21 protein-coding genes and 1 CRISPR repeat array are annotated in these 24,565 nt (G+C 70.5%); of the genes, 14 read left to right on the top strand and 7 right to left on the bottom strand.

Going from position 1 to position 24,565, the window contains the following annotated elements; all coding sequences use genetic code 11:
* Positions 1-177 precede the first annotated feature (177 nt).
* On the bottom strand, positions 178-1,854 hold the full coding sequence (locus BLT97_RS18555) for a fumarate hydratase (protein WP_093611612.1): 1,677 nt from the start codon (positions 1,852-1,854) through the stop codon (positions 178-180).
* Between the two features lie 159 nt (positions 1,855-2,013).
* On the opposite strand from BLT97_RS18555, the gene BLT97_RS18550 reads away from it, so the two are divergent.
* Complete coding sequence (locus BLT97_RS18550) at positions 2,014-2,766, top strand: DUF1707 SHOCT-like domain-containing protein (protein WP_245769407.1); 753 nt, start codon at positions 2,014-2,016, stop codon at positions 2,764-2,766.
* A 150-nt stretch (positions 2,767-2,916) separates the two neighbouring features.
* Complete coding sequence (locus BLT97_RS18545; protein WP_093611608.1) at positions 2,917-3,297, top strand: WhiB family transcriptional regulator; 381 nt, start codon at positions 2,917-2,919, stop codon at positions 3,295-3,297.
* Positions 3,298-3,358: 61 nt separating this feature from the next.
* Here the strand turns inward: BLT97_RS18545 and glpX are convergent, their stop codons facing one another.
* Positions 3,359-4,396, bottom strand: a complete 1,038-nt coding sequence (glpX, locus tag BLT97_RS18540; protein ID WP_093611606.1) for a class II fructose-bisphosphatase — start codon at positions 4,394-4,396, stop codon at positions 3,359-3,361.
* Between the two features lie 255 nt (positions 4,397-4,651).
* On the opposite strand from glpX, the gene BLT97_RS18535 reads away from it, so the two are divergent.
* Both BLT97_RS18535 and BLT97_RS18530 read left to right on the top strand, forming a co-directional pair.
* Positions 4,652-5,149 (top strand): DUF4245 domain-containing protein, encoded by a 498-nt coding sequence (locus BLT97_RS18535; protein WP_093611604.1) that lies wholly within the window; start codon positions 4,652-4,654, stop codon positions 5,147-5,149.
* A 204-nt stretch (positions 5,150-5,353) separates the two neighbouring features.
* Positions 5,354-5,944, top strand: a complete 591-nt coding sequence (locus BLT97_RS18530; protein WP_093611602.1) for a malonic semialdehyde reductase — start codon at positions 5,354-5,356, stop codon at positions 5,942-5,944.
* Positions 5,945-6,273: 329 nt separating this feature from the next.
* Here the strand turns inward: BLT97_RS18530 and BLT97_RS18525 are convergent, their stop codons facing one another.
* From BLT97_RS18525 to BLT97_RS18515, 3 genes are all read right to left on the bottom strand, one after another.
* Positions 6,274-6,498, bottom strand: coding sequence for an exodeoxyribonuclease VII small subunit (locus BLT97_RS18525; RefSeq protein WP_093611600.1), 225 nt, complete (start codon positions 6,496-6,498; stop codon positions 6,274-6,276).
* The gene (gene xseA, locus BLT97_RS18520) at positions 6,495-7,856 is read right to left on the bottom strand and encodes an exodeoxyribonuclease VII large subunit (protein ID WP_093611598.1); all 1,362 of its coding nucleotides are present in this window, start codon (positions 7,854-7,856) and stop codon (positions 6,495-6,497) included. Before xseA ends, BLT97_RS18525 begins: the two co-directional genes overlap by 4 nt.
* A gap of 86 nt (positions 7,857-7,942) precedes the next feature.
* Positions 7,943-9,385 (bottom strand): APC family permease, encoded by a 1,443-nt coding sequence (locus tag BLT97_RS18515; protein WP_093611596.1) that lies wholly within the window; start codon positions 9,383-9,385, stop codon positions 7,943-7,945.
* 86 nt (positions 9,386-9,471) lie between these two features.
* Here BLT97_RS18515 and BLT97_RS18510 point away from each other — a divergent pair, with 86 nt between their 5' ends.
* Positions 9,472-10,446 carry a 4-hydroxy-3-methylbut-2-enyl diphosphate reductase gene (locus tag BLT97_RS18510; RefSeq protein ID WP_093611594.1) on the top strand — a complete coding sequence of 325 codons (975 nt, stop codon included), beginning with the start codon at positions 9,472-9,474 and terminating at the stop codon, positions 10,444-10,446.
* Between the two features lie 114 nt (positions 10,447-10,560).
* Here the strand turns inward: BLT97_RS18510 and BLT97_RS18505 are convergent, their stop codons facing one another.
* Together BLT97_RS18505 and ppgK are read right to left on the bottom strand one after the other, a co-directional pair.
* Entirely contained in the window at positions 10,561-11,181 is a 621-nt protein-coding gene (locus tag BLT97_RS18505; protein WP_093611592.1) for a DUF6542 domain-containing protein, read from the bottom strand.
* A gap of 184 nt (positions 11,182-11,365) precedes the next feature.
* The gene (ppgK, locus tag BLT97_RS18500; protein WP_093611590.1) at positions 11,366-12,127 is read right to left on the bottom strand and encodes a polyphosphate--glucose phosphotransferase; all 762 of its coding nucleotides are present in this window, start codon (positions 12,125-12,127) and stop codon (positions 11,366-11,368) included.
* Positions 12,128-12,341: 214 nt separating this feature from the next.
* Between ppgK and ychF the strand changes: the two genes are divergently transcribed.
* The 9 genes from ychF to cas2e all read left to right on the top strand — a co-directional run bounded on the left by ychF (position 12,342) and on the right by cas2e (position 24,002).
* Positions 12,342-13,430: a redox-regulated ATPase YchF gene (gene ychF / locus BLT97_RS18495; protein ID WP_093611588.1), complete on the top strand. Its 1,089-nt coding sequence runs from the start codon at positions 12,342-12,344 to the stop codon at positions 13,428-13,430.
* A 1,063-nt stretch (positions 13,431-14,493) separates the two neighbouring features.
* Positions 14,494-17,442 (top strand): CRISPR-associated helicase/endonuclease Cas3, encoded by a 2,949-nt coding sequence (locus tag BLT97_RS18490; RefSeq protein ID WP_093611586.1) that lies wholly within the window; start codon positions 14,494-14,496, stop codon positions 17,440-17,442.
* Entirely contained in the window at positions 17,432-19,159 is a 1,728-nt protein-coding gene (casA, locus tag BLT97_RS18485; protein ID WP_245769406.1) for a type I-E CRISPR-associated protein Cse1/CasA, read from the top strand. The genes BLT97_RS18490 and casA overlap by 11 nt, the downstream gene beginning before the upstream one ends.
* 107 nt (positions 19,160-19,266) lie before the next feature.
* On the top strand, positions 19,267-19,923 hold the full coding sequence (gene casB, locus BLT97_RS18480) for a type I-E CRISPR-associated protein Cse2/CasB (protein WP_218137313.1): 657 nt from the start codon (positions 19,267-19,269) through the stop codon (positions 19,921-19,923).
* A complete protein-coding gene (gene cas7e, locus BLT97_RS18475; RefSeq protein ID WP_093611582.1) occupies positions 19,920-21,125 on the top strand; it encodes a type I-E CRISPR-associated protein Cas7/Cse4/CasC in 1,206 nt (401 codons plus the stop codon). Before casB ends, cas7e begins: the two co-directional genes overlap by 4 nt.
* Positions 21,122-21,952 carry a type I-E CRISPR-associated protein Cas5/CasD gene (cas5e, locus tag BLT97_RS18470; RefSeq protein WP_093611580.1) on the top strand — a complete coding sequence of 277 codons (831 nt, stop codon included), beginning with the start codon at positions 21,122-21,124 and terminating at the stop codon, positions 21,950-21,952. Before cas7e ends, cas5e begins: the two co-directional genes overlap by 4 nt.
* On the top strand, positions 21,952-22,659 hold the full coding sequence (gene cas6e, locus BLT97_RS18465; protein ID WP_093611578.1) for a type I-E CRISPR-associated protein Cas6/Cse3/CasE: 708 nt from the start codon (positions 21,952-21,954) through the stop codon (positions 22,657-22,659). Before cas5e ends, cas6e begins: the two co-directional genes overlap by 1 nt.
* Positions 22,660-22,680: 21 nt before the next feature.
* On the top strand, positions 22,681-23,655 hold the full coding sequence (cas1e, locus tag BLT97_RS18460) for a type I-E CRISPR-associated endonuclease Cas1e (protein WP_093611576.1): 975 nt from the start codon (positions 22,681-22,683) through the stop codon (positions 23,653-23,655).
* Positions 23,652-24,002: a type I-E CRISPR-associated endoribonuclease Cas2e gene (cas2e, locus tag BLT97_RS18455; protein ID WP_093612152.1), complete on the top strand. Its 351-nt coding sequence runs from the start codon at positions 23,652-23,654 to the stop codon at positions 24,000-24,002. Before cas1e ends, cas2e begins: the two co-directional genes overlap by 4 nt.
* Positions 24,003-24,167: 165 nt before the next feature.
* Positions 24,168-24,562: a CRISPR direct-repeat array (repeat unit 29 nt; unit sequence CTGCTCCCCGTGCACGCGGGGATGGACCC).
* Positions 24,563-24,565: the final 3 nt, after the last annotated feature.

Genomic DNA, 24,565 nt, shown 5'->3' with positions numbered 1-24,565 from the left:
GTAGGTCCCACCCTTGGATACGCGAACACCCTCCGCAATCGGACGACTGCGGAGGGTGACCCGTTGGTGTGGCCGGGGGATATCCGGGGGATACCCGGGGGTTGTCAGTGGGGGCCGATAGCCTGGACGGGCCGGTGTGGCCCCCGGGAGGGAGGGGACTGTCCAGCCCCCCTGCTGCTACGCCTGGCCGGGCGCCCGCACCGGAATGTTCAGGATGGTCGGCGGTCCCGCCGGCTCCTGGAAGAAGTCGTTGCCCTTGTCGTCGACCACGATGAAGGCCGGGAAGTCCTCGACCTCGATCTTCCAGACGGCCTCCATGCCGTCGTCCTCGTTGTCGATGACCTCGATCTTCTTGATGCAGTCCTGCGCGAGGCGCGCGGCCGGGCCGCCGATCGAGCCGAGGTAGAAGCCGCCGTGCGTGTCGCACGCGTCGGTGACCTGCTTGGACCGGTTGCCCTTCGCGAGCATCACCATGGAGCCGCCCGCCGCCTGGAACTGCTCCACGTAACTGTCCATCCGCCCGGCCGTCGTCGGCCCGAACGAACCGGACGCGTAGCCCGCGGGGGTCTTGGCGGGGCCCGCGTAGTAGACCGGGTGGTCCTTGAGGTACTGCGGCATCTCGCCGCCCGCGTCGAGCCGCGCCTTGATCTTGGCGTGCGCGATGTCGCGCGCCACGACCAGCGGGCCGGTCAGCGAGAGGCGGGTCTTGACCGGGTACTTGGTGAGCTCGGCGAGGATCTCGTCCATCGGCCGGTTGAGGTCGATCCGTACGACGTCCTCGTCGGACCCGTCCGAAAGGTGCTCGTCGGTCGTGTCCGGCAGGAAGCGCGCCGGGTCCTTCTCCAGCTCCTCCAGGAAGACGCCCTCGGCCGTGATCTTCGCCAGGGCCTGGCGGTCGGCCGAGCAGGACACCGCGATCGCCACCGGGCAGGAGGCGCCGTGCCGGGGCAGGCGCACCACGCGTACGTCGTGGCAGAAGTACTTGCCGCCGAACTGGGCGCCGATGCCGAGCTTCTGCGTCAGCTCGAAGACCTTCTGCTCCAGCTCCTTGTCGCGGAAGCCGTGGCCGAGCTCGGAGCCCTCGGCGGGCAGCTCGTCCAGGTAGTGCGCGGAGGCGTACTTGGCGGTCTTCAGAGCGAACTCGGCGCTCGTACCGCCGACGACGATCGCGAGGTGGTACGGCGGGCAGGCGGCCGTACCGAGCGAGCGGATCTTCTCCTCCAGGAACTTCATCATGGAGGCCTCGTTCAGGACGGCCTTCGTCTCCTGGTACAGGAAGGACTTGTTGGCCGAGCCGCCGCCCTTGGCCATGAAGAGGAACTTGTACGCACCGCCGTCGGTGGCGTACAGCTCGATCTGCGCCGGCAGGTTGGAGCCGGTGTTCTTCTCGTCCCACATGGTCAGCGGGGCCATCTGCGAGTAGCGCAGGTTCAGGTTCTGGTACGCGTCGTAGATGCCCTTGGACAGAGCCTTCTCGTCGCCGCCCTCGGTCAGCACGTTCTGCCCGCGCTTGCCCATGACGATCGCCGTACCGGTGTCCTGGCACATGGGCAGCACGCCGGCCGCCGCGATGTTGGCGTTCTTCAGCAGGTCGAGCGCGACGAACTTGTCGTTGCCGCTCGCCTCCGGGTCGTCGATGATCCGGCGCAGCTGCGCGAGGTGGGCCGGGCGCAGGTAGTGCTGGATGTCGTGGATGGCCTCTTCCGCGAGCCTGCGCAGCGCCTCCGGCTCCACCTTCAGGAACGTCCGGCCGTCCGGCCCCTCGACGGTCGAGACACCCTCCGACGTCACCAGGCGGTACGGGGTGGTGTCCTCACCGGTCGGCAGCAGATCGGTGTACGCGAACTCCGGCATCTCGGGCCATTCCTCTATTCGACAGACAGCGGCTTGACGTCCTGTTGGCAAGCACCCTTAAGGGTAGGACCCGGGAGCGTCCCTGAACTTGTGAGGTAAGGCTCAGTTGTCGGGTTCACGGGGTAGTCGCGATCTATCGCGTTTCGTATGCTGCTGGATGTGGACCTCGAAAAGCAGCCCGACACCGAGCCCGAGCCGAAGCCTTCGCTGAAGAAGGCCGAGCCCGAGCGGCCGGCCCCCGCGCTCGCCGACCCGGCACCCCGGCCCGTGGGCCTGCGCGCCTCGGACGCGGACCGCGACCGCACGGCCGAGATCCTGGCGGCCGCGCTCGCCGAGGGCCGGCTCACCGCCGACGAGCACGCCGAGCGGATCGAGGGGGTGTATCAGGCCAAGACCGTGGCCGAGCTGGAGCCGTACGTCGCGGACCTGCCCGGCGCCCACCATGCGCCGCAGCCCGCCGCCCCCGTCGGCGACCAGCCGACCCCGGGCGCGGTCCCGGCCACCGCCGACGAGAACCTGGTCGCCGTCTTCAGCTCCACCACCCGCAAGGGCCGCTGGCGCGTGGGCCGCAGGACGCACGCGTACGCGGTCTTCGGCAATGTCGAGATCGACCTCACCGAGGCGATCTTCGAGTACCAGCAGGTGGTCATCAAGGCCGTCTCGGTGTTCGGCAACGTCGAGGTGAAGGTCCCCGAGAACATCTCGCTGCGCGGCAGCGGCAGCGGCATCTTCGGCAACTTCGAGGTCGAGGCCCTGGACTCCGCCGAGTCCGGCGCGCCCGTGGTCTTCGTCGATGGCTACGCGGTGCTCGGCAACATCGAGGCGCGCCCCAAGCGCGGCAAGTTCATCGAGGACCTGCACAAGTACGTGGGCCGCACGGTGGCCCGGCACATGCGCAAGCACCTCAACTGACCAGGAGCGCACGGCGGTTGACCGGGCTCACGGACTGGCCGGTAGTGATCGGCGGCTTCCGCACATCGGAACTCAGTGCATAGGCCCGCGCACAGCGGGTAGGGCTGCTGCATCGTCACTCGCTTGCGAATCCGTCGTCAGGAGTAGACCGTGCTGCACCCTCCGCATCAGTCCCTTCCGGTCACCGCGATCCCCGCGATCCCGACACAGAGGGTGCCGACGCGTGATTCGGAAGTCCCCTGGCACACGGAGGCGGTGTGCCGGCGTGACGAAGCAGGGCTGTTCTTCGCCCCGTCCAAGGAGCCCACGGCCGCGCGCCTGTCCCGCGAACAGGCCGCGAAGCGGGTCTGCGCCCGCTGTCCGGTGATGGTCGAATGCCGCGAACACGCCTTGCTCCAGCCCGAGCCCTACGGAGTCTGGGGCGGCCTGACCGCCGCGGAACGCAGGGTGGTCCTGGCCCGCCGCAGGCGCCGTGATGTGGAGCTGCAGAAGTCGGCGCACGCGGTTACGCGCATAGCCGCGGCCGGCTAGTCGCCGTCGTCACGCGTGCGGGGCGCCCTTCGGAGGAAGGGCGCCCCGCACGCGCGCACTGCTAGCGGGCGCGGTCGAAGTCCACGGCGCTGTAGGCGCGCAGCTTCGCCAGGCGATGCTCCGAGTCGATCTGGCGGATCGTGCCCGACTTCGAGCGCATGACCAGCGACGAGGTCGTGGCCGTCTCGGAGCGGTAGCGCACCCCGCGCAGCAGCTCGCCGTCCGTGATGCCGGTGGCGACGAAGAAGACGTTCTCGCCGGAGACCAGGTCGTTCGTCGACAGGACGCGGTCCAGGTCGTGGCCGGCGTCCAGGGCCCGCTGCCGCTCGGCCTCGTCCTTGGGCCAGAGCTTGCCCTGGATCACACCGCCGAGGCACTTGATCGCGCAGGCCGAGATGATGCCCTCCGGCGTCCCGCCGACACCGAGCAGCAGGTCGACACCCGTGCCCTCGCGCACCGCGAGGATCGAGCCGGCCACGTCGCCGTCCGAGATCAGCTTGATCCGGGCGCCGGTCTCGCGGATCTCCTTGATGATCCCCTCGTGGCGCGGGCGGTCCAGGATGACCACGGTGACGTCCTCGGGCGCGGCCTTCTTCGCCTTCGCGACCCGGCGGATGTTCACCGACACCGGCGCGTTGATGTCCACGTAGTCCGCGGCCTCGGGGCCGGTGACCAGCTTGTCCATGTAGAACACGGCCGACGGGTCGAACATCGTGCCCCGGTCGGCGGCGGCGAGCACCGCGATCGCGTTCGGCATGCCCTTGGCCGTCAGCGTGGTGCCGTCGATCGGGTCCACGGCGATGTCGCACTCGGCGCCGGTGCCGTCACCGATCCGCTCGCCGTTGAAGAGCATCGGCGCCTCGTCCTTCTCGCCCTCGCCGATGACGACCACGCCGTTCATCGAGACGGTCGAGACCAGGGTCCGCATGGCGCGCACGGCCGCACCGTCCGCGCCGTTCTTGTCGCCGCGGCCGACCCAGCGGCCGGCGGCCATGGCGGCGGCTTCGGTGACCCGGACGAGCTCCAGGGCGAGGTTGCGATCGGGAGCTTCGGAGGGGACCTCGAGCTCGGAGGGCAGGTGGTGCTGGTGCTCGGTCATCGGAGCGAACCTCTCTTGGGAACGGCGACGGCCGGATGAGGGTGTACCCCCGGACTCTATCGTTACGTCGACAAAATGAGCAGGGGGGGTCACTTCTGAGCGGACCCCGCACCGGGGCACAGGACGGACGTCCCTCGTCCTCGCGGCTGCCCTGCCGGACTGGCGGACCTGCGCACAGGGCGGACTCGCGCACCTGCGACCATGGGGGGCGTGGCAGGCAGCAAAGGCAGAACGACAGCGCAGACAGTCCGGGACATGGTCCTCTCGATGCTGGTCATCGGGGCCGTCGTCGCGGTGATCTACGTCTTCATCCCGCACGACGAGTCGGCGACCCCGACCCAGCGCGTGGACTACAAGGTCGAGCTCGCGACGGCGTCCCGCGCGGCCTCGTACCCGGTGCTCGCCCCGCAGGGCCTGCCCGAGGAGTGGAAGGCGACCTCGGTGCGCTACCGCGGCGCCGACGACGAGCACTGGCACCTGGGCTTCCACGGCCCCGACGGCAAGTACGTCGCGGTCGAGCAGACCTCGGGCAAGCCGGGCCCGTTCATCGCGGACAAGACGCAGGAGGCCGCGGACACCGGGAAGACCGAGCGCGTCGGCGGCAAGGAGTGGAAGCGCTACGAGGGTGAGGCGTACGACGCCCTCGTCCTCCAGGAGAACGGCGCCACCACCGTCGTCACGGGCAGCGGCTCCTTCAAGAGCCTGGTGAAGGTCGCCGAGGCTCTGCGCCCGGCTCCGGCGGACCAGGCCTGAGCCTTCCGGGGGTGCGGGGGCGGTCCGTCCGGTCCGCCTGTGAAGCGGATCACTCCGCCCTAGTCTTGGTTGAACTTTCAACGTAACGGGCCTATGGTCGTAACCGTCGACCCGATCGATGATCGATCATTCCGTCCGCCAACGGAATGCGGTCCCGGTCGGGACGCCGCCCCCACTCCGTACCGCCCGAAAAGGTTGCCTCGCATGACCCTCGCACTCGACGCCGCCGCTCAGGACCTCCTCTTCCGCGAGGCCCGCACCGCCAACACGTTCACCGACGAGCCGGTGACCGACGAGCAGGTTCAGGCGATTTACGACCTGGTGAAGTACGGCCCGACCGCCTTCAACCAGACTCCGCTGCGCATCACGCTGGTCCGCTCCGCCGAGGCCCGTGAGCGTCTGGTCAAGCACATGGCCGAGGGCAACCAGCCGAAGACCGCCGCCGCCCCGCTGGTCGCGATCCTCTCCGCGGACAACGAGTTCCACGAGGAGCTGCCCGCGCTGCTCCCGCACTTCCCGCAGGCCAAGGACCTCTTCTTCGGCGAGCGTCCGGTCCGCGAGCAGTCCGCGGTCCTCAACGCCGCGCTGCAGGCCGCGTACTTCATCATCGGCGTCCGTGCCGCCGGTCTGGCCGCGGGCCCGATGACCGGTCTCGACTTCGCCGGCGTCCAGAAGGAGTTCCTGGACGACGACCACACCCCGCTGATGGTGGTCAACATCGGCAAGCCCGGTGAGGACGCCTGGTTCCCGCGGTCGCCGCGGCTGGCGTATGAGGATGTCGTCACGACGGTCTGAGGGCGGGTCTGAGGGGCTGGCCCTAGGTGCCGCGCCGCACCGGCGCACCCTGCTCCGCCGCTCCGCGGCGGTGGGTTGTTCGGGGGGCTGACGCCCCCCGGCCCCCCGGCCTTGGGGTTGATCGGGGGCTGCCGCTCCCGGCCCCCCGGCCTTGGGGGTTACCTGGGGCCGACCCCCGCCACTCCCTGGGCCTTGAGGTTGTCCGGGGCAGACGCCCCGAGCCCCGTGTGCCGTGCCCCGCGGCGAACGGCGCCCGTCCCCCCCCGTACACGCGAAAGCCCCCGGCCTGTCACCGGGGGCTTTCGCGTGTGCGGGGGCGTGAGGGCGAGCTACTTCTCGTCCTCGCCCTCGTCCTCCTCCGCCGCCAGCGCAGCGTCCAGGCGGGCCCGGGCGCCGTCCAGCCAGCGGCGGCAGACCTTTGCCAGTTCCTCGCCGCGCTCCCACAGGGCAAGTGACTCCTCCAGCGTGGTGCCGCCGGCCTCCAACCTGCGCACCACGTCGACCAGTTCGTCGCGGGCCTGCTCGTATCCCAGCGTCTCTTCGGTCACGCTCATGACCCGTTCTCCTCTTCGTTCGTGCCAGTGCCCGCGTCTTCGTTCGTGCCGGTGCCGGTGCCGGTGCCGGTGCCAGTGCCCGCACCAGTGCCGGTGCCCGTGTCCGCGCCAGTGTCCGTGCCCGCACTCGCGCCCGTGCCCGATGTGCCGCCGTCCGTGCGCGCGACCGTGAACTCGCCGTCCGCCACCCGTGCCCGCAGCGCCTCGCCCGGCTCGACCTCCGCCGCTGTGCGGACCACCGAGCCGTCGCCGCGTTGCAGCACCGCGTAACCGCGCTGGAGCGTGGCTGCGGGGGAGAGGGCCACCACGCGGGCCAGGGTGTGGATCAGCTCGGAGTCGGCGCGGTCGAGCAGATGCCCGAGGGTGCGCCGACCGCGCTCCAGGAGCTGGTCGACCTGCTGCTCGCGCTCGTCGACCATCCGGTGCGGATGCTCCATCGAGGGCCGCGACATCGCGACGGCGAGCCCGCGCTCCTCGCGGTCGAGCAGTATGTCCACGGCCCGCCGCGCCCGGTCGCGCATCAGCTGCACCCGGTCCAGCTCCTCGCCCACGTCGGGCACGACCTTCTTCGCCGCGTCCGTGGGCGTGGACGCCCTCAGGTCCGCCACCAGGTCGAGCAGCGGAGAGTCCGGCTCGTGCCCGATCGCGGACACCACGGGTGTACGGCAGGCGGAGACGGCCCTGATCAGCTGCTCGTCCGAGAACGGCAGCAGATCCTCCACGCTGCCGCCGCCGCGCGCCACGATGATCACGTCCACGGCGTCCAGCTCGTCGAGCTCCTTGACCGCCTGCACCACTTGCGGCACCGCGTGCACACCCTGCACCGCCACGTTCCGCACCTCGAAGCGGACGGCCGGCCAGCGGTGCCGGGCATTTTCGAGTACGTCCCGCTCGGCCGCCGAGGCGCGGCCCGTGACCAGGCCGATCAGCTGCGGCAGGAACGGCAGCCGCTTCTTGCGCTCGCGCGCGAACAGCCCTTCGCCGGCCAGGGACTTCTTCAACTGCTCGATCCGCGCGAGCAGTTCACCGACGCCCACCGGCTTTATCTCGGTGGCCCTGAGCGAGAGCTGCCCGCGCGGCGCGTACCACTCGGGCTTCGCGAGCACCACGACCCGCGCCCCTTCGGAGACCACGTCGGCGACGGCGTCGAAGACGGACCGGAAGCAGGTGACGCTGACGGAGATGTCGTGCGAGGGGTCGCGCAGCGTCAGGAACACCACGCCCGCGCCGGGCCGCCGCGACAGCTGGGTGATCTGCCCCTCGACCCACACCGCCCCGAGCCGGTCGATCCAGCCTCCGATGAGCCGCGACACCTCGCCCACGGGCAGGGGCGCCTCGGCGGATGTGTTCAGAGCCATGCGTAGGAGAGTAGTGGCGCGCGCCGACAACGCGGCCGGTCAGCGGGTCGGTTCGGCCGTGCGCCCCTTCCACCCGGCCCCGCGGCTCAGCGGGCGGACTCCGGTGCGCCTTCCACCCGGCCCCGCTGCACGAACAGCACCACGAGCCCGACCACCAGCCAGCAGGCGCCCACCACCTGCGCGGCCCGCGAGGCCTCCACGATCACCGCGATCGCGATGGCCGCACCGAGCACGGGCACCAGTACATGCCGCCACCAGCTGACCGCCCCGCCCCGCTTCTTCACCGCGAACCAGGCCACCACCGACGCGTGCAGCATCGTGAACGCGACGAGCGCGCCGATGTCCACGACCGAGACCAGGTGGTCCATGCCGTCGTCACGGGACGCCGCCCACACCGCGGCGACCAGCGTGATCACCGCGGCGATGGAGAGCGCGACCCGGGGCGTACCCGAGTCCGTGCGCGAGAGCAGCTTCGGCAGCCGCCGGTCCCGGCCCATCGCGAACAGCAGCCGCCCCGCCGCCGCCTGCCCGGCGAGCGCCGCGAAGGCCGCGCCGATCGCCTTGGACACGGCCACGAGGTCGTGCAGCCACGTACCGACCGAGGCGTCCACCGCGTCGTAGAACGCGGACCCCTGCTTCTCGGGGGCGGCCGCCAGCTCGGCCGAGGACATCGGTTCAAGGAGCGCGACCAGATACGTCTGCGCGATGAACAGGAAGCCGGCGAGCGCCAGACAGAACAGCACCGCCCGCGCCACCTTCGCCGACCCGCCCGTCACCTCCTCGGCGAAGGAGGCGATCGCGTCGAAGCCGAGATACGAGAGCACCGCGATCGACACGGCCCCGAGCACGGCCGACAGCGCGAAGGTCCCGTCGCCGGTCAGCGGCGAGAGCCAGTCGCGCTGCGCCCCGTCCCGTACGAGCACCACGATCGCCGAGACCATGAAGACGGCCAGCACCACGATCTCCATGGCGAGCACCAGGAAGCCGGCCTTCGCCGCGGTCCGTACGCCCGTCAGGTTCAGCGCGGTCGTGATCACCACCGCGAGCGCGGTCCACACCCACCGCGAGACGTCCGGCACCAGCGCGTTCATCGCGATCCCGCAGAACAGGTACGCGACCGCGGGGATCAGCAGATAGTCGAGCATCGCCATCCAGCCGGCGATGAAACCGGGCCCGCGCCCGAGGGCGGCCCGCGCGTACGCGAACACGGAGCCGGCCTGTGGCACGACCCGCACCATCTGCGCATAGCTGTACGCGGTGAACGCCATCGCGATCGTCGCCACGATGTAGACGAGGGCGACCGCGCCGTGCGACTTGGCGTCAAGGGCGCCGAAGACTCCGACGGGTGCCATCGGGGCGATGAACAGCAGGCCGTAGACGACCAGATCCCGGAAGCCCAGACTGCGCCGCAGCCCGGTGTGGCTGTCCTGTCCGCCCTGTCCGCCCTGCGGGTCCGATGCGCCCTGTGTGCCCGGGGCGCCCTGCGGGTCCGGTGTGCCCGGTGCGTTGTGGTGAGGCTCCGCCGACATCGTGCGCCTCTCTCTGCTCGGCTACGCCCCAGTCTCCCCAAGGCGGGGCTCTTTGACCTGTTGGGCACGGCCTTACGATGGGAGGCATGACTGCACCGACCCAAGCCCGCCGCGTCCTGCTCGCCGCCCCCCGCGGTTACTGCGCGGGCGTGGACCGCGCCGTGATCGCCGTCGAGAAGGCCCTGGAGCAGTACGGGGCCCCGGTCTACGTACGCCACGAGATCGTCCACAACAAGTACGTGGTGCAGACCCTGGAGCGCAAAGGCGCGATCTTCGTCGAGCAGACGGAGGAGGTGCCGCCGGGCAACATCGTGATGTTCTCCGCGCACGGCGTCGCCCCCACCGTCCACGAGGAGGCCAAGCGCGGCCGCCTCGCCACGATCGACGCGACCTGCCCGCTGGTCACCAAGGTCCACAAGGAAGCCATCCGGTACGCCAACGAGGACTACGACATCCTGCTGATCGGCCACGAGGGCCACGAGGAGGTCATCGGCACCTCCGGCGAGGCCCCCGACCACATCCAGCTGGTCGACGGCCCGAAGGACGTCGAGAAGGTCGAGGTCCGCGACCCGGAGAAGGTCGTCTGGCTCTCCCAGACCACGCTTTCGGTCGACGAGACCATGGAGACGGTCGACGCCCTCAAGACCAAGTTCCCCGGCCTGGTCTCCCCGCCTTCCGACGACATCTGCTACGCCACACAGAACCGTCAGCTCGCGGTCAAGCAGATGGGCGCGGAAGCGGACCTGGTGATCGTGGTCGGCTCCCGCAACTCCTCCAACTCCAAGCGCCTGGTCGAGGTCGCACTCCAGGCGGGCGCGCAGGCCTCGTACCTGGTCGACTTCGCCTCGGAGATCGACGAGAAGTGGCTGGCGGGCGTCTCCACCGTCGGCGTCACCTCCGGCGCCTCGGTCCCCGAGGTCCTGGTCGACGAGGTCCTCGAGTGGCTGGCCCAGCGCGGCTACGAGGACGTCGAGACGGTCAAGGCCGCCGAGGAGTCCATCACGTTCTCGCTGCCGAAGGAGCTGCGCAGGGATCTGCGGGCGGAGGCGGGCGAGCTCTGAGCCCGCGGCGACGATCCTGACGGCGCCTCGCTTTCCGTGAACACGGAACAGTCGGCCGGACCCTGGGGTCCGGCCGGCTGTCCTGTGTGTGGGGAGCGGTTCCTGCGAGGGGGCTCAGGCGCGGCCCGTACGCCGGTGCGGCGGGCGCTGGGCTGCCGCGCGGGCCGCACGGCGCCGGCCCATCTCGCGGATCTTCCGTACGGAGGAGATGACCCCGGCGATCAGCGTGCCCCCATACAGCCAGCCCGCGTTCAGCGCGAGCGCCGTGAGCAGCCCCATCAGCTGGCCGCCGAACCCCCCGCTGCCGCCCGCGATGGGCAGCAGCCCGAGCGCGAACGCGATCGGCACAGCGACGGGCGCGGTCACCAGGTCGGCGGGCCGTACCCAGCACGCCGTCAGGGCGCTGACCGGCAGGAAGAAGAACCCGTACAGGGCCACCGAGCCGTCGAAGAGCAGCCGGTCCACGCAGGCGACGAAGAGCAGCACGACCGTGGCGAACAGTCCGGCGCCCAGCCCCGTGAGCCGCGGGTTCGGCATCGTCCGTACCGCCGTGTACCCCTTGCGCACGGCCTGCACCGAACCCCGTACCGCACGCGCGGCCGGCGGCCCCGACACGGCCGGACGCGGCACCGCGCGACGCGCGACGGGCACCGCGTCGGGGGACTGCGCCTGCGGCGGCAGAGGGGCGGGACGACGCTGCGCGTCACGGGCGGGCCGGGTCCTGTGTTGCTCCACTGATCCAACGTAGGCAGGCCTTTGCGGCATTACGGGCACGGGACACGCGCTTTTGGCGTGGCTTGGCCCTTCGTTCGGTTTCCACCGGCCCCGTGCGCCCGTTCCATCCGGCCCCGCGCGGCCCGTTCCATCCGGCCCCGCGCACGCGTTCCACCGGCCCCGCGCACCCGCCCGCGCCTCACCCTCAGGCGGCGGGCAGCTCCTCGCGGGCCGCCATGGCCGCGCCCACGATCCCCGCATTGTTGAGCAGCTCGGCCGGCACGATCTCCGCCTTGATCCCCTCGATCAGGGGCAGGAACTTCTGCGACTTCCGGCTGACCCCGCCCCCGACGATGAACAGCTCGGGCGAGAACAGCATCTCCAGGTGGGCCAGGTACTTCTGCACCCGCCGGGCCCAGTGCTCCCAGGTCAGCTGCTCGTCGTCGCGGGCCTTCGTGGACGCCCGCTTCTCGGCGTCGTGGCCGTGCAGCTCCAGGTGCCCGAGCTCGGTGTTCGGCACCAGGCGCCCGTCGACGAAGAGCGCGCTGCCGATCCCGGTGCCGAAAGTCAGCATCATCACCGTGCCACCGCGCCCCTTGCCCGCGCCCACGCGCATCTCGGCCAGCCCGGCCGCGTCCGCGTCATTGAGCACGGTCACCGGCAGTCCGCCGAGCGCCCCGCCCAGGAGCTCGCGCGCATCGACGTCGATCCACCCCTTGTCGACGTTGGCGGCGGTCCGGATGGTGCTTCCGCCGGTCACCACCCCCGGAAAGGTGACGCCCACCGGCCCGGACCACCCGAAGTGCTCGACGACCTCCCGCACACCCCCGGCGACCGCCTCCGGAGTCGCCGGATGCGGGGTCAGCACCTTGTGCCGCGGCTGCGCCAGGTCCCCGCGCTCCAGATCCACGGGCGCGCCCTTGATCCCGGACCCGCCGATATCCACACCGAAGATCTCCGTCACCATTCCTCTACGTTACGTCGCGGCACGGACGGTGACGCGCGGAGCGCCCTGCACCGCCTGCCCGCCGCCCGCCTTGACAGCCGGGTCGGCAGGCACCCTCCGCCCGGCCCTAAACTGGTGTGTCGGCCCGCCCGCGAGGGCTGCCGCATCCCCGGACCACCCGGTCCGCGGGGGACGCCCTCACTCATCACGTACGTACACGGGAAGTCGGTCAAACGTGTCGCTCACGATCGGAATCGTCGGTCTGCCCAACGTCGGCAAGTCGACCCTGTTCAACGCCCTCACCAAGAACGACGTCCTCGCGGCCAACTACCCGTTCGCCACGATCGAGCCCAACGTCGGCGTCGTGGGCGTCCCCGACCCCCGCCTGGACAAGCTCGCCGAGATCTTCGGCTCGCAGCGCATCCTGCCGGCGACGGTGGACTTCGTGGACATCGCGGGCATCGTCCGCGGCGCCTCCGAGGGCGAGGGCCTGGGCAACAAGTTCCTCGCGAACATCCGCGAGTCCGACGCGATCTGCCAGGTCATCCGCGCCTTCAAGGACGAGAACGTCGTGCACGTCGACGGCAAGGTCTCGCCGAAGGACGACATCGAGACGATCAACACCGAGCTGATCCTCGCCGACCTCCAGACCATCGAGAAGGTCCTCCCGCGCCTCCAGAAGGAATCGCGCATCAAGAAGGACATCGCCCCGAAGGTCAAGGCCGTCGAGGAGGCGAAGGAAATCCTGGAGAAGGGCGACACCCTCTTCTCCCAGGGCATCGTCCAGGGCTCGGAGAAGGCGGAGCTCCTCCACGACCTCCACCTCCTCACGACGAAGCCCTTCCTCTACGTCTTCAACGTCGACGAGGACGAGCTGACGGACGACGCCTTCAAGGCCGAACAGCGCGCCCTGGTCGCCCCGGCGGAGGCCATCTTCCTCAACGCGAAGCTGGAAGCGGACCTGGCCGAACTCGACGCCGAGGACGCCCTCGAACTCCTCCAGTCGGTGGGCGCGGAGGAGCCGGGCCTCGCCACCCTGGCCCGCGTCGGCTTCAACACCCTGGGCCTGCAGACCTACTTGACGGCCGGCCCGAAGGAATCCCGCGCCTGGACCATCAAGAAGGCCGCCACGGCCCCCGAGGCCGCCGGCGTCATCCACACGGACTTCCAGAAGGGCTTCATCAAGGCCGAGGTCATCTCCTTCGACGACTTGGTCGAATGCGGCTCGGTAGCCGAGGCCCGCGCCAAGGGCAAGGCGCGGATGGAGGGGAAGGATTATGTGATGCAGGACGGGGATGTGGTGGAGTTTCGGTTCAACGTTTGATACCCGCCATTGCAGATCGTTTCAGATCTAGCAAAACTGCAGGTCAATCGGGGTCGGGCTGTTCGCAGTCCGACCCCGTTGCGTTTCCCGTGCTGGATCGGCACTGGCTGCCCTGACGGGGCGTCACGGGTATCGCGGGTGGATGTAGCGTCCGGCAGGCGGTTCGCGGGTCGATGAGGCGGTCCGTGCCACCCCGACCACGGCTCACCGTCCAGCTCGCGGCGGGAGCAGACGGCGTCTCCGGTGCAGGGCCGCGCACCCGCCTTCGCGCCGCCAGCCTGGCTGCAACTTCTGCCGCACACCTTGCCGCGGCGACGCCGAGATTCCGGACTGGGTTGCTCGCCGACTCGCCGATTGGCACTGGCTGACCGAGGCGGAACGCCGCGCCATGGCGGTCGAGGTCTGCCGCACCCCGATGTGGACTGGCTGCAGCTTGGCGGTGAACTGCAGGAGCACGCACGGGAGTTCAACGATCCGGCATCTGCCGTCATGCGCCTGCGGAACGCCAAGCTCAGGCTATCCCCGCGTGTGCGGGGAGCAAGGCGCCACCTTCGTGGGCGGTCGGACCGTAACCCGCTGGGCGGCGGAGTGCAGTGAGCGCTCTCAGGAATCCTTGGGGGCTGATGCCTTTCCTGTGCCCAGCGAACTGGCGGTACTGCCACGACAGCAGACACGGCACCCGCCAGAACTGTCGCTACCTCCCTTCGGCCCCGGGAACCCTGAGCGGCAGCCTGTGGCCGGCGCCAAGCCCAGCCAGAAGGTGAGGCTGACGCCGCTGGCGACGAAGAGTCATCTGACCCAAACAACCAACACGAGAGCGCTCCTTAATTGTTCGGGCAGCTTGCCGCTGCTCTGAGGACGCGGCGCCTGGCATGTCAAGTCGTAGTGGTCATCCGCCAGTTGGCTGGCGGGCGCCTCGTTGCCAGGGGCGAAGAGTGATGGCATTGAGGGTCGCGGGGCCGCGAAGTCTGGGAATGTGCCGGTGCCGCTTATCCGTGTGCGGCCTCCATGCGGAAAGGGCTACCTCGCGTGTCGCTTTCCTGTACTTACCGGACATGCCGACTTGGGGGGCGAGTTGAAGTCTGGGTTAAGAGGTCGACTCAGTGGGCCTGCGCTGACCGTATGGGCCAAGAGCAACCAGGATCCCGCGCGCGGAGGCGACGAGTGGCTGCCGTTGTGGCGGCACATGGCGGACAGCGGCGCGGTGGCCGGGCTGCTCTGGGATCACTGGCTGCCGGACGCGGTGCGGTGGCGCATCGGGAGTGTGTTGCCCGCGGGGGAAGGGGACGGGCGGCTGCTGGCCGTGTGGCTGGCGGGCGTTCACGACCTCGGGAAGGTCACGCCGGCGTTCGCCTGCCAGTCCGAGGCGTTGGCCGAGCGTATGCGTGGGGTCGGGCTGGAGATGAAGTCCCGGAAGGCGATGCCTGACCGGGCGGTGGCTCCGCACGGGCTGGCCGGACAGGTGCTGCTGCGGGACTGGCTGGTGGAGTGCCACGGCTGGAGGCGGGCGGCGACCAGTCAGTTGACCGTGGTCATCGGCGGGCACCACGGGGTGCCGCCGGAGCCGGCGCGGGCGGTCGATCTCGATGCGCACCCGGAGTTGCTACGGACGCCCGGGCCGAGTGAGGCGCTGTGGGCGCGGGTGCAACGGGAGTTGCTGGAGGCGTGCGCGGATCACTTCGGGGTGCAGGACCGGCTGGGGGAGTGGCGGAGGGTCAAGCTGCCGCAGACCGTGCAGGTGCTGCTGTCGGCGATTGTCATCGTGTCCGACTGGATCGCCAGCAACCGGGACTTGTTCCCGTACTTTCCCGAGGACCGGCCCCGTACGGACGAGGAGCGGATCGCGGCCGCCTGGCGGGGGCTCGACCTTCCCGGCCCGTGGCGGCCGGCCTTGCCGGAGGAGGATGCGGAGCAACTCTTCGCGGCCCGGTTCGATCTGCCGGCGGGGGCGCGGCCGCGTCCCGTGCAGGAGGGCGCGGTTCGGGTGGCCCACCGGATGCCGGTGCCGGGGCTGATAGTCGTCGAGGCGCCGATGGGGGAGGGGAAGACGGAAGCGGCGCTGGCGGCCGCCGAGGTCCTGGCCGCGCGGTCGGGGGCCGGGGGCTGCTTGTTCGCCCTGCCGACGATGGCGACCAGCAATGCCATGTTCCCGCGGGTGGTGACGTGGCTGGATCGGCTTCCGGTGGCGGAGGGCGGTGAGCGCTGGTCGGTGCGGCTGGCGCATTCCAAGGCAGCCCTGAACACAGGGTTTGCCGAGCTGCTGAGGGGTTCCGCGCGGGACATCTCCGCTGTCGACCTGGACGGTGACAGCGGCGGCTTCCGGCCCGCCGAGGACATGGTGGCCGCCCGCGCGGAGCTGGTTGCACACCAGTGGCTGAGGGGGCGCAAGCGACATCTGCTGTCGTCGTTCGTGGTCGGCACCGTCGATCAGCTGCTGATGGCGGGGCTGCGTACCCGGCATCTGGCGCTGCGTCACTTGGCGGTGGCAGGGAAAGTCGTCGTGATCGACGAGGCGCATGCGTACGACGCGTACATGAACACCTATCTGGAGCGGGTGCTGTCCTGGCTCGGTGCGTACGGAGTGCCGGTGGTGGTGCTCTCGGCGACGCTGCCCGCGGACCGCCGGTGTCGGCTCGCCGAGGCGTATGCGGGTGCGGTGAGGGCCGATCCGCGGTTCGCGGTGCTGCGGGCGACCGGGGGGTATCCGCTGATCACGTCCGTCGCGCCCGGCGGTGTGCCGGAGGCGATGGAGCCGGGGCGGTCCTCGCGGACGGCCGAGGTGTTCGTGGAGCGCCTCGACGACGGACTGGACGTGCTCGCCGGGCGGTTGCGGTCGGAGCTGGCGGACGGCGGATGCGCCCTGGTCGTCCGCAACACCGTCAAGAGGGTGCATGCCACGGCGAGGCGCCTCAGGGAGGAGCTGACGAAGGACGGTATCTCGGTGTCGGTGGCGCACGCCCGCTTCCTCGATCTGGACCGCGCGGCCAAGGACGAGGAGCTGCTGAGGCTGTTCGGTCCGCCCGGGCGGCCGGCGGCCGGTGCGGCCGATCCCCGGCCGGTGCGGCATGTGGTGGTGGCCAGTCAGGTCGCCGAGCAGTCGCTCGACGTCGACTTCGACCTACTGGTGACCGACCTCGCCCCGGTCGACCTGGTGCTGCAGCGGATGGGGCGGTTGCACCGGCACCCTCGGCAGCGGCCCGGGAAGCTGGGCACCGCGCGCTGCCTGATCACAGGAGTCGCGGACTGGAGGGCGCCGGTGCCCGAGCCCGTGAGCGGGTCGGTGACCGTGTACGGGAGGCATGTGCTGCTGAGGTCGGCGGCGGCCCTGTGGCCCTTCCTGGAGAAGGGGGATCCGGTTCGGCTGCCGGACGAGATCAGCTTGCTCGTGCAGTGTGCGTACGGTGACGCGGCGATCGGCCCGGTCGGCTGGCAGCACGTGATGGAGCATGCCCGGCTGCAGCACGAGACCGCGCAGCGGGAGAAGGAGAACAAGGCGGACACGTTTCGCGTCGCCGAGGCCGGCAAGGACGGCAAGTCCCTGGCCGGCTGGCTCCGCCACGACGTCCACGACACCGAGGACACCCGGGCCGGCCGTGCTCAGGTGCGCGATGGCGGCGAGTCACTGGAGGTCCTCGTCGTACAGCGGCATCCGGACGGCTCGCTGACCACGGTGGAGTGGCTGCCCGACGGCGACGGAGGACTGCCGCTGCCTGCCGACGCGGTGCCCGCGGCCCGGGCCGCCCGCGCGGCGGCCGCCAGCGGACTGCGGCTCCCGGTGGAGCTGTCCGGGGCCTGGATCGTCGACCAAGTGATCGCCGAACTGGAGCAGTTCGGGGTCCGCGCCTGGCAGAGCAAGGACGCCCACTGGCTGGAGGGACAGCTGTTTCTCCAGGTCAGCACCGATTGTCATACCCCGATGCAAGCATCCTCTCGCCGGGCGCAGGCCCGGCTGGCCGGCTACCGACTCGACTACAGCACCACCGACGGACTCGAGGTGATCCGTGAGGGTTGAACGCGACGAGCACGGGGACGACCGGGCGGATGTGCGGGGCGATGGCGTCCTGTCGTACGACCTGACCGTCCGGCCCTGGATCCCGGTCCAGTGCACCGACGGCACCGAGGGAGTGCTGAGCCTGCTGGACGTCTTCGTGCAGGCCAGGAAGGTCCGCAGGATCGTCGGCGACCTGCCCACCCAGGAGTTCGCGCTGCTGCGGCTGTTACTCGCGGTGCTTCACGACGCTCTCGACGGCCGGCCGGACGATACGGACGACTGGGCCGAGCTGTGGGAGAGCGCGGAGCCGTTCGATGCCGTTCCCGCATATCTGGAGCAGCACCGGGACCGGTTCGACCTGCTCCATCCCGTAGCACCCTTCTTCCAGGTCGCCGAACTCCGTACCGGCAAGAACGAGGTCTTCGCGCTCGACCGGATCGTGGCCGATGTGCCGAACGGCGACCCGTTCTTCTCCATGCGCCGGCCCGGGGCGGACCGGCTCGGCTTCGCCGAGGCCGCCCGCTGGGTCGTCCACGCCCACGCCTATGACACCTCCGGCATCAAGACCGGCGCTGTCGGGGATCCGGACGCCAAGGCAGGCAAGGCCTACCCCAAAGGACCGGCCTGGGCCGGGAATCTGGGCGGCATCGCCGCCGAGGGCCGCAGCCTGCGCGAGACGCTGCTGCTCAACCTCATCGCCCCCGGCAGCGGGCTGGTTCACGCCGCAAAGGACGACGCGCCCGCCTGGCGCCGCCCGCCCTGCGCCCCTGGCGAGAACCGGGACCCGGGCTTCGCCAGCCGCCCCAGCGGGGTGCGGGACCTCTACACATGGCAGTCTCGCCGTATCCGCCTCCACTACGACGCCGACGGGGTGCACGGCGTCCTCCTCTCGTACGGTGACGGCCTGGTCCAGCGCAACCGGCAGAAGTACGAGCCGATGTCGGCCTGGCGGCGCAGCGAGCCGCAGGAGAAGAAGCTCCGCGAGGTCCCGGTCTACCTGCCGCGCGAGCACAAGCCGGAGCGGGCCGCCTGGCGCGGCATGCAGTCCCTCGTCGCCCCGGTGGGTCAGGGCGAGAAGACCGGCCGGAACGAACCGGCGGGCTTCCTGCGGCCTGCCCTGGCCGACTGGCTCGGACTGCTCGTGGACGAGGGGCACATCGAGCCAGCGGCCCGACTGCGGCTGCGGACGTACGGCGTGGTCTACGGGACCCAGCAGTCCGTCATCGACGAGATCACCGCGGACGGGGTCGACCTGTCTGTCGCCCTGCTCGGCGAGCAGGACCGGCTGATGGGCCAGACCGCGGTCGACGCGGTAGGCGACGCCGACGCTGCCGTCCGCGTACTCGCCGATCTGGCCGGCGACCTCGCTCATGCCGCAGGCGCCGAGACCGACCGCGCCAAGAAGACCGCCGGTGACCTCGGGTACGCCGCCCTCGACGGCCCTTATCGGATCTGGGTCAGCGGCCTCGCCCCGGGCGTCGACCGGCACGAACACAGGGAAATCTGGCAGGAGTCCGTCTTCTCCACGGTGTGGGGCCTGGGCCGGCGGCTCCTCGATGAGGCAGGGGAGGCCGCTTTCGCGGGGCGTCAGTTCAAGACCTCCAAGGGAACGGTGATTCTCGACTCCGCCCTCGCCGACCTGTGGTTCCGCAGCAGACTGCGCCGGGCCCTGCCCGCCGCCCAGTCCTCCAACGGGTCCGGCGCCTTTGCGACCGGCGAGAAGAGCACTGTCGGATGACCCTCCCCGACCAGGAGCCCGGTTCGGGCGCCGACGGCAGACACGACATCCACAACCCCTGCAGCCGCGCGAGCGCGGCTTCGCACCCACGGAAAGGCAGGACCGGAGTGGACAACCGCACGGCCACCGCTTCGTACCAGGAGTGGGGCCCGGTGGCGCAGGCCACGCACAACGAGATCGCGCGCCTGCAGAACGCCTATCTCGCTGACCATGCCGCCGCCGTCGCCGCGCTCGCCCGGCTGCGGCGCGGCGCAGGCAAGCCGCCGCACCTCGTCCCCGACCTGTGGGGCCTGCTCGACACCAGCCCGCTGTACGAGGCCGAGGAGTTGAAGGACCGGGAGACCGAGCTGACCCGGGCGGAGAACGCCTTCCACCTCGCCCTCACTCTGTGGGCGCTGCACCAGCAGTCCCGCGGGGAGCGGATGCACCTGTCCGGGGCTGCCCGCGAACTCGGCGCCGCGGTACGCCAGATCAAGGGAGCGGAGGATCCCGGCGGCCCCATACGCAAGCGGTTCGTCCGCCTGGGCAGCTCCCGCACCGTCGAGGAGCTCGCCGACCGCTTGCGCGAACTCGTCTCCCTGCTGCGCCGCGACAGCATCCCCCTGGACTACGCGGTCCTTGCTCAGCAGGTCTACCGCTGGCAGCGGCCCGCCGCCCGCGATGCCGTCCGCGGCAGCTGGGGCCGCTCGTACCAGGCCTACCAGCCCAAGAAGTCCGCGACCACCGACTCCGGCACCGACTCCGACCCGAAGGACGGCCAGTGACCGCAACGCCTCGCACCATTCTCGAGATCCACGCACTGCAGAGCGTCCCGCCGAGCAACATCAACCGCGACGACACCGGCTCCCCCAAGAGCGCCGTCTACGGCGGGGTGAAGCGGGCCCGGGTCTCCAGCCAGGCGTGGAAGCGCGCAACCCGCGAGGCATTCAAGGGCCTGCTCGACCCCGGGGAGCTGGGCGTGCGGACCACGCAGGTCGTCGCGCTGGTTGCCAAGCGCATCACCGCCCTGGACTCCTCCTTCGACGGTAACACCGCCCTCAAGCTGGCGGCCGACACTCTGAAGGCCGCCGGCCTCAAGGTCGAGGTGCCCAGGCGCAAGGCCGACCGGGCGAAGAAGAACGGCGAGCCCGAGCCGGCTCCCGAGACCGCCTACCTGCTGTTCCTCAGCGCCCGGCAGATCGACGGACTCGCCCGTCTCGCCATCGAGGGCTCCGGTGACATCACCGCGTTCTTCAAGGACAAGGCCAACAAGGACCTGGCCAAGAAGACCGCCGACACCAGCCACTCCGTCGACGTCGCCCTGTTCGGCCGGATGGTCGCCGACTCCACCGACCTGAACGTCGACGCCGCAGCCCAGGTCGCCCACGCCGTCAGCGTCCACCGCGCCGAGACCGAGACGGACTACTTCACCGCCGTCGACGACGAGAACGAGGAGGGCGAGACCGGCGCCGGGATGATCGGCACCGTCGACTTCAACTCCTCGACCCTTTACCGCTATGCCGCCGTCGACGTCGACCTCCTGGAGCGCAACCTCGGGCAGGGCCTCAAGGACGACGAGCCGACGACGACCCCCGTGCGCCGCGCCGCCGAGGCCTTCACCGACGCCTTCATCTCGTCCCTGCCCAGCGGCAAGATCAACACGTTCGGAAACCACACCGTGCCGGAAGCCGTGCTCGTCACCCTCCGCACCAGCCGCCCGATCAGCTACGTCTCCGCCTTCGAGAAGGCCGTCGTCGCGGGCGAGGAGGCAGGCGGTCATATGGAGCAGGCCTGCCGGCGGCTCGCCGAATACGTCCCGCAGATCGAGAAGGCGTACGGGGACGAGCAGACCACCCACCGCTGGGTCCTGGCCGTCGGCCCCGCCGCCAAGCCGGTCTCCGTCCTCGGTACCCGGACGGCAAGCGTCAGGGAACTCGTCGCCGCTGTCGGACAAGCTGTCGCCGAGCGCCTGGAGCAGCGCGGATGACCAGCGCCACGACCGCCGCCGTAGCCGCGGACAGCGCCCCGGCAGATGTGAACGTCACCGCCGTGCTGGCACTCCAGCTGGCCGGACCCCTCCAGTCCTGGGGGGCCTCGGCCCGTTTCGCCCGCCGCACCACCGAACCCGCCCCCACCAAGAGCGGCGTCATCGGCATGCTGGCCGCCGCCCTCGGTATCGAACGCGACAACGAGGCCGAGCTCGCCCGCCTGGCCCGCCTGCGCTTCGGCGTCCGCATCGACCAGCCCGGCACCCGCGTCCGCGACTTCCAGACGGCCCGGCACTTCGACACCGACGACGCGATGCCGCTCTCCGAGCGTTTCTACCTCGCCGACGCCGTCTTCGTCGCCGCAGTCGAAGGAGACCGCGCCACCATCGCCGAGCTGCGCGAAGCACTGCGCGCGCCGGCCTATCTGCCCTACCTCGGCCGGCGGTCCTGCCCGCCGGCCCGCCCGGTCGACTTCACCCCCGACCGGGACATCCACCCGGGCACGCGGCTGGAAGACGTCCTGAAAAGCGAGCCCTGGCACGCCTCCGCATGGCACCAGCGCCGCCACGCCCGCCACGCCGCCGTCGAACTGCGCGCCATGGCCGAGCCCTCAGCCGCTCTCGCCGGCGACACCGACCCGACCGCGCTCAGCGACTCGCTGCGCGACCAGCCGCTCAGCTTCTCCAGCCGGCACCGTCGCTACGGCCTGCGCATCGTCACCGAGATAGGTCCGATCCCGGTGCCGAACCCCTGGCACCGGCTGCGGAACGGCCCGGGCGGCGCCTTCGACGACCACGATCCGATGACCGCCCTGGCAGGCAACTGATGACCCATCATCTGACCCGATTCCGCTTCAACACGCGCCGCACCGGCGCCCGGCGACTCCTGACCTCCCCGCAGGTCATGCACGCCGCTGTGATGTCGTCCTTCCCGTATCTGCCCGGGGACCCGGACACCCCCCGGGTGCTGTGGCGCGTCGATCACACCAGCGCCGCAGTGGCGCACCTCTACATCGTCAGCCCCACCCCGCCCGACCTCACCCACCTCGTCGAGCAGGCAGGGTGGCCCGCCGCCGAAGGCCCCCACTGGCAGACCGGCGACTACTCACGACTCCTGTGCCGCCTGGACAAGGGCACGACCTGGTCCTTCCGGCTCACCGCCAACCCCGTCCACTACGTCCGCAACGAGGACGGCGCTCCCACCAAGCGGACCGCCCACCGAGTTCCCAAGCACCAACTCGCCTGGCTCCTCGAACGGCAGGAACGAGGCGGCTTCGCCATCCTCGCCAAGCCCGAAAGCCAGCGCCTCGTCGAGCACGGCGACGAACACCTGATCACCGTTCGCTCGCCCCGGCCCCTCAGCTTCACGAAGAAGAGCGACGACCGGAGGCATCACGTCCGTGTCACCGCGGTCACCTACGACGGATGTCTGGAGGTCACCCATCCCGACCGGCTCCGCACCCTGCTCACTCAAGGCCTGGGCAAGGCGCGGGCCTACGGCTGCGGGCTGATGACCCTCGCACCCATCCGCTGACGGCCCGTAGGAGCAGATCCCGTGTCCACCGTCAGCCGCCGCACCCGGCTCACCCCGCGCGAACTCACCCGCGTCGCTGACCGTCTCTCTTTCGTCTATCTGGAGAGGTGCACCGTCCACCGCGATGCGAACGCGATCACCGCCGAGGACGCCGAGGGGGTTCGCCACATCCCCTCGGCAACCATCGGCACCCTCCTGCTCGGCCCCGGAACCCGCATCACGCACCAGGCGATGAGCGTCCTCGGGGAAACCGGCGCCGCTGTCGCCTGGGTCGGCGAACACGGCGTCCGCTACTACGCTTCCGGCCGCGCCCTCACCCGTTCCTCCGCGCTCGCCGAGGCACAGGCCACGGCCTGGGCCAACGTCCGTACCCGGCTCGAGGTCGCCCGCGCGATGTACCGGCTGCGCTTCCCCGCTGAGGACCCGGCCGGACTCACCCGGCGCCAACTCCTGGGCGCCGAGGGCATGCGCCTCAAGGAGTGCTACCGGCGCGAATCCGCCCGTACCGGCGTCCCCTGGAAAGGCCGCCACTACACGCCGGGCGACTTCACCTCAGGCGACACCGTCAACCAGACCATCACGGCTGCCGCCCAGTGCATGTACGGGATCACCCACGCCGTCGTCACCGCCCTGGGCTGCTCACCGGCCCTCGGCTTCATCCACTCCGGCCACGAGCTCTCCTTCGTCCTGGACATCGCCGACCTCTACAAGACCGACGTCGGTATCCCCATAGCCTTCGCCACCGCCGCTGAGAGCAACGAGGACCCCGGCCCCCGCACCCGCCGCGCCCTGCGCGACCACATCGCGCGCACCGGCCTCCTCGACCGGTGCGTCCATGACATCAAGGCCCTGCTGCTGCCACCTGGAACCGAGAGCACTTCAGACGCCGATCACGTCACTCTCCAGACAGACGGCGGTCACCACATTGCGGCCGGCCGCAACCACGACCCCGATTCCGGTTTCGACCTCGACCTCGCTCCTGGAGGCCAGTGGTGACCGTCATCGTCCTCACCAACTGCCCGCCGGGACTGCGCGGCTACCTGACCCGCTGGCTCCTGGAAATCTCGCCTGGCGTCTTCATCGGCAGCCCTTCGGCCCGCATCCGCGACCTGCTCTGGAACGAAGTCCGCGCCTACGCCGACCAAGGCCGAGCCCTCCTCGCCCACACCACGGACACCGAACAGGGCTTCACCTTCCGCACCCACGACCACGCCTGGCAGCCCCTCGACCACGAAGGACTCACCCTGATCCACCGACCGCACAAACAACCGGCCCAAGCGGCTCCCCCAGACCTGCCACCGGGCTGGAGCAAAGCTGCTAAGCGCCGACGCTTCCGCCGATGAACGCGCGATCCTTCGAAAGCCAGCCCTCACGTGAGGAGGCCTCGTTGCCGCATGCGGGCTACGAACGACCTTTGCGGTAGTTGATGCGATACATGGAGAACGTCGGATTCTTGAGAAGTGGTTCCTCAGCGCAGAGACCCCGCGCATCATGCCTGGTCAACGAGACTGCTCCCCGTGCACGCGGGGATGGACCCATCGGAGACCGGGTAATCGAACCGGACAATCCCTGCTCCCCGTGCACGCGGGGATGGACCCAGCCGCCCCTGCGAGGCGTGCTTGTACGTGGGCTGCTCCCCGTGCACGCGGGGATGGACCCCCCACCCGGCCCGCATCCCGCATCGCACGGGCCTGCTCCCCGTGCACGCGGGGATGGACCCGCGCCCCTGTCGACCGAGGCGAAGATCCAGCGCTGCTCCCCGTGCACGCGGGGATGGACCCGCCGGGGTCCTTCTGGGGCGCGGCCATCAGGTCTGCTCCCCGTGCACGCGGGGATGGACCCAACGCGCCCGCGGGGAGCGGATATAGGCCGTTCTGCTCCCCGTGCACGCGGGGATGGACCCAAC

Source organism: Streptomyces indicus (genome assembly GCF_900100315.1).
GTDB classification, from domain to species: Bacteria; Actinomycetota; Actinomycetes; order Streptomycetales; family Streptomycetaceae; genus Streptomyces; species Streptomyces indicus.
This window is presented reverse-complemented; position numbering and strand designations above follow the sequence as displayed.

Excerpts from the sequence above, each read along its gene's own strand:
- BLT97_RS18530 (WP_093611602.1), top strand. The coding sequence starts at position 5,354 with ATGACCCTCGCACTCGACGCCGCCGCTCAGGACCTCCTCTTCCGCGAG.
- BLT97_RS18525 (WP_093611600.1), bottom strand. The coding sequence starts at position 6,498 with ATGAGCGTGACCGAAGAGACGCTGGGATACGAGCAGGCCCGCGACGAA.
- xseA (WP_093611598.1), bottom strand. The coding sequence starts at position 7,856 with ATGGCTCTGAACACATCCGCCGAGGCGCCCCTGCCCGTGGGCGAGGTG.
- BLT97_RS18510 (WP_093611594.1), top strand. The coding sequence starts at position 9,472 with ATGACTGCACCGACCCAAGCCCGCCGCGTCCTGCTCGCCGCCCCCCGC.
- cas6e (WP_093611578.1), top strand. The coding sequence starts at position 21,952 with ATGACCCATCATCTGACCCGATTCCGCTTCAACACGCGCCGCACCGGC.
- cas5e (WP_093611580.1), top strand. The coding sequence starts at position 21,122 with ATGACCAGCGCCACGACCGCCGCCGTAGCCGCGGACAGCGCCCCGGCA.
- glpX (WP_093611606.1), bottom strand. The coding sequence starts at position 4,396 with ATGACCGAGCACCAGCACCACCTGCCCTCCGAGCTCGAGGTCCCCTCC.
- ppgK (WP_093611590.1), bottom strand. The coding sequence starts at position 12,127 with ATGGTGACGGAGATCTTCGGTGTGGATATCGGCGGGTCCGGGATCAAG.
- BLT97_RS18555 (WP_093611612.1), bottom strand. The coding sequence starts at position 1,854 with ATGCCGGAGTTCGCGTACACCGATCTGCTGCCGACCGGTGAGGACACC.
- BLT97_RS18535 (WP_093611604.1), top strand. The coding sequence starts at position 4,652 with ATGGTCCTCTCGATGCTGGTCATCGGGGCCGTCGTCGCGGTGATCTAC.
- BLT97_RS18515 (WP_093611596.1), bottom strand. The coding sequence starts at position 9,385 with ATGTCGGCGGAGCCTCACCACAACGCACCGGGCACACCGGACCCGCAG.